The organism is Desulfobaculum sp., from assembly GCF_054921475.1.
In genome coordinates, this window is sequence record NZ_JBUDSW010000286.1 from 1 (window position 1) to 4,229 (window position 4,229).

The 4,229-nt window shown below is 69.0% G+C and carries 3 protein-coding genes; 1 reads left to right on the plus strand and 2 read right to left on the minus strand.

What is annotated here, in order from left to right:
* The first annotated feature begins 90 nt into the window (after positions 1–90).
* A complete protein-coding gene (locus tag ACY69P_RS14655; protein ID WP_462328005.1) occupies positions 91–2,640 on the plus strand; it encodes a DNA internalization-related competence protein ComEC/Rec2 in 2,550 nt (849 codons plus the stop codon).
* Here ACY69P_RS14655 and ACY69P_RS14660 read toward each other — a convergent pair.
* Complete coding sequence (locus tag ACY69P_RS14660) at positions 2,609–3,634, minus strand: glycosyltransferase family 2 protein (protein WP_462328006.1); 1,026 nt, start codon at positions 3,632–3,634, stop codon at positions 2,609–2,611. The genes ACY69P_RS14655 and ACY69P_RS14660 overlap by 32 nt on opposite strands.
* 331 nt (positions 3,635–3,965) lie before the next feature.
* The coding region (locus ACY69P_RS14665; RefSeq protein ID WP_462328007.1) for a hypothetical protein at positions 3,966–4,229 on the minus strand (264 nt) is incomplete at its 5' end.

Sequence of the window (4,229 nt, forward strand, 5' to 3'; positions counted from 1 at the left end):
GAGCCGGGCGCGCCGGGGCGCGCGGCAGATATCATCCTTGGCCGACTGCATATGACGGCCACAGACGGCGCGGGAGCGTAGGGGGCGCGGATGCCCGCACGCGGCGCAGGCACGCGGCCCCTTGTTATGCCGGGGCTTTTGCCGTGGCAGGTCTTTTTCGGGGCGGCCATGCTGGGCATGCTGATGCTGCGCCAGCCCCACGCCGCCATTGCTGGTGGCCTTGCCCTGTGCGCCCTTGGCGCTTTTCCGAAACGATTGTGGGTCAGAGTGTGTGCTCTGGCCCTGTTTTTTTGTGCGGGGTGGGGCGTTGGCCTGTGTGTTGCCCCTGCGCCGCCGCCGGAGGTGCCCGCGTGGATGCAGGCGCGTGAACGCGTGCGCGTGACGGGCGCGGTGGACGAGGTGCAGCGCTCCCCGCGCGGGGCGGTGCGCGTGTTTCTGCGCGGGGCGGTATGCCACCGTGACAATGGCGAAACGGTCCGCGTGCCGGGGCGCTTTTTGTGGAACTGGCAGGACCCGGCGGCAGGCCCGCGCGTAGGGATGACCGCCAGCGTGATGACACGGGCGCGCCCGGCGCGGGGGTATGTGAACCCCGGTAATTGGAACACCGCGTTCTACTGGGCGCAGCGCGGCGTGTACTGGCGCGGGTGGACGCGCGATATGCGCGGCGACCCCGACCTGTCCGGACAGGTGCCCGAAGGGCTGCGCCACCGCATCGTCACCGCCGTGGCCGGGGACGGCCCCATGACGCAGGGGCGGGCCATGCTGACCGCGCTGCTGACGGGCGACCGCTTCTTTTTGCAGTCGCCTACCTTTGACGTCATGCGGCAGGCGTCCCTTGCCCACAGCCTTGCCCTGTCCGGGATGCACCTTGGCTTTGCGGCGGGGCTGGGCGTTGGCGCGGCGTGGCTGGTGGGGCTGGTGGCCCCGGGCGTGTATTTGCGGGTGCCGCGCCCCAAGCTGGCGGTGCTCCTCGCCGCGCCCTGCGTGGCGGGGTACGTGTGGCTTGGTGGCGGCTCCCCAAGCCTTGTCCGTGCGGCCATTATGTTTGCCGCGTGGGGCGTGCTTCTTCTTATGAACCGTGAGCGGGTGCTGGTGGACGGGCTGTTTGTGGCCCTTGTGTGCATCCTCGCCATGGACCCGCTGGCCGTATACGACCTGCGTTTGCAGCTATCCGCGGTGGCGGTGGCGGGCATAGGGCTGTTTGCCCCGGCCCTGTGGCATGCGGCCAAGCTGTGCGCCGCGCGCGTGGCGCGGCGTTTTCGGCGGCCCCAGCCCCAACTCCAGCATGACGGCGGGCACCGCGCTCCCCTGTGGGAACGCATTCTGCGCGGCGGGGCGGTGGTGCTCCTTATGAGCGCCAGCACCAATATCGCCCTCCTTCCCCTTATCGTGAGCAATTTTGGCTGTGTGGCCGCTGGGCTGTATATGAACGTCCTGTGGCTGCCTCTGCTTGGGCTGGTGGTGATGCCCCTTGGGCTGTGCGGCATGGCGCTGCTGGCGGCGCCGTGGACCGCGCCCCTTGGGCACTTGGGCTTGAGCGTGGCGGCGGGCGTGCTGGACGTAGGCCTTGTTGTGCTCCACAGGCTGGCAGACGGCGGCCTGCTGCCCGAGGTGGCGGCCCTGCGCCCGTTGTGGCCGCAGATGTTTGGTTACGCCCTTGCCGTTGCCGCGGTGGGGCTGGCGCTTGCCCGGGCGCGGCGGCGCGCGATGTGGGCGGCGCTTTTGGGCGTGATGCTGTTGACCGGTCCCGGCGTGGTGCGCGGCGTGATGCAGGGGCAGGACCGGGTGCGCCTGACCATGCTGGACACGGGCCAAAGTCAGGCCGTGTGTGTGGACGCGCCGGGGGGCGTGCGGGTGCTGCTGGACGCTGGCGGCTCCTTGCCGGGGTTCGACCTTGGCCGCGCTGTGGTCGGTCCCGCCCTCGCCCATGGGCGGCCGCCGCGGCTGGAGATTGCCGTGCTCACCCATCCGGATGCGGACCATTACCGGGGCTATCCCTTCCTGCTGCGGCGGTTCATGGTGGAGCGCTTTGTGGGTAATGGCGATTGGCCGGGGAATATTGAGGTACAGCGCCTGCGCGGGGATGTCCGCGCCGCTGGGCTGACGCCGGAGGCGTGGCACGCGGGCCAGCGCATGATGGTGACGCCGGACCTATGGCTGGAGGTGCTGGGGCCGCCAGAGCAGGGCACGCCGGAGCGCGCCGCGCTGGGCAAAAATGATGCGTCGCTGGTGGTTCGGCTGGTGTGGAAGGGGCGCGGGCTGGCCCTTGTGCCCGGTGACGTGGAGGAAGCAGGCATTGCCCGCGTGCTGGCTAGCGGCCGGGATGTGCGGGCGGACGTGCTGGTTCTGCCGCACCATGGCAGCAAGAGCAGTTTCGCCCCGGCGCTCTATGATGCGGTTCGCCCGCGCCTTGCGCTGGCTTCGGCAGGATTCATCAACTACCGCCGCTATCCGAACCGCGTGGTGCGCCGCGCAGTGGCAGAGCGGCACATTCCGCTCTTTACGCCGGGGTGGGACGGCGCCACACGCGTGACGTGGGCCGGGCCGGATGCGCCGCCCGTGGTGGAGACCTCGGACAATCCCCGGCGGCAGTGGCGCAAAGCGTCCCTTACGCGGCGAGCAGAAAATCCCGTCCCATGACGTAGCCCGCCCCGGTCAAGAATTCTGCCACCTCATCCCGCGCGCCGCGGTTGCCGACGTAGGACACGATGCAGCACTCTCCCGGTGCGGGCAGGGCCGCGCGGCCGATGACCGGGCGCCCGCCGATGATATTGCCGATTTTGCGCGGGTCGATGTCCACATAAGCGCGGATATTCACGCCGTGGTCAAGGAGCAGGTCCGCGCGCTGGCGGGTGGGGCGTCCCGCGCCGATGATGTAGACCTCGGGCCAGTGCGGGCTGGTGCGTTTTAGCCAACGGGCAAGGTAGGCCGCCTTCACGCGGTAGAACGCCATTTGGTCGTAGCGGCAGTCCGTGCGGGTGAGGCGGGTTGGCGGGTCGTTCCATGTCACCAGCGGCTGGGGGAGCTTTTCCATGCGCACCCCGGCATCCAGCCAGCGGAGCCACATTTCGTAATCCTCCGGGAAATCCCCATCCAGAGCGCCGCCATGGGCGGCAACGCATTCGCGCCGGAACATCACCGCCGGGTTGGCAAAGGGCAGGTCCACAAAGCGGTGCAGAAAGATGTCTGCCGCGCTGAGCAAGGTGTTGGTCCAGTCCACGTGGTGGGCGTAGCCTGCGCAGGTCTCCCGGCATCCGCCGTAGGTGACGGTGCTGGCCACCAGCCCCACCTGCGGGTTGGCGCAGAGGTGCTCGGCCTGCAGGCGCAGGCGGCGTGGGTCGCAGGTGTCGTCGGCGTCCATGCGTGCGATGTAGCGGCCTGTGGCGTGCTCCATGCCCGTGTTGAATGCGGCGGCCACGCCCTCGTGCGGGCGCAGGAGGGCGCGCACCCGGTCGTGGCGGGCGGCGTAGTCCGTCAGGACGCGGGCGGTGTCGTCGGTGGAGCCGTCGTCAACGGCGATGATGTCATAGTCCCCGGCGTCTTGCGCCAGCAGGCTGTCCAGACAGGCCGGAAGGTGCCGGGCGGCGTTGTAGGCGGGCAAAACAACGGATATGGCGGGCGTGGTGTGCGTCATGGGTGGTGCGTCTCCTCGACGCACGGGCTATAGCGCGCCTTGCGGCGTTTGCCAATGCCGCGAGGGCGCGTGGCGGTGAGCCATGGTGGAGCAAGGCGGAGGGGGGGGGAAGGGTGCGCCCCGCGTGGCGGGAAGCCCTAAGGGCGCAGTGATGCTGGGGAAAAGCATTTGGCGCTGGGCGCGGCGTTGCCTCCAGACTTCGGGCCTGCGCAGGACGGGGGCAGCATATGGTGGTGCACGCAGGGCAGGCGTGAAGGCGCGCCGTCCGGCGCCGCACTATGCGGCGCCGGACTCGCAGGATGGCGCTGGGGGCGGCGGCGACGTGCGCCGCCTAAATAATGGACATATTCTTGCGGATTTCTTCAAGCAGTCCACTCAGCTTGTAGACGTCCACCCGGTCCTCGGAGGAGAAGACCAGTTCCGAGACGTCCTCGGCGCGGTAGTGGATGGTGATGGTGATGCTTTCGCCTTCGGAGGTAAACGTCTGCACCACGGCGACAAGGTTGTCCTTCTTGTTGAAGGAGATGGGCAGTTCCAGTGTGTTCAGCGCCTTGACGACGGCGTTGTGCAGTTCGGTGATGGTGCCGGGCTCTTC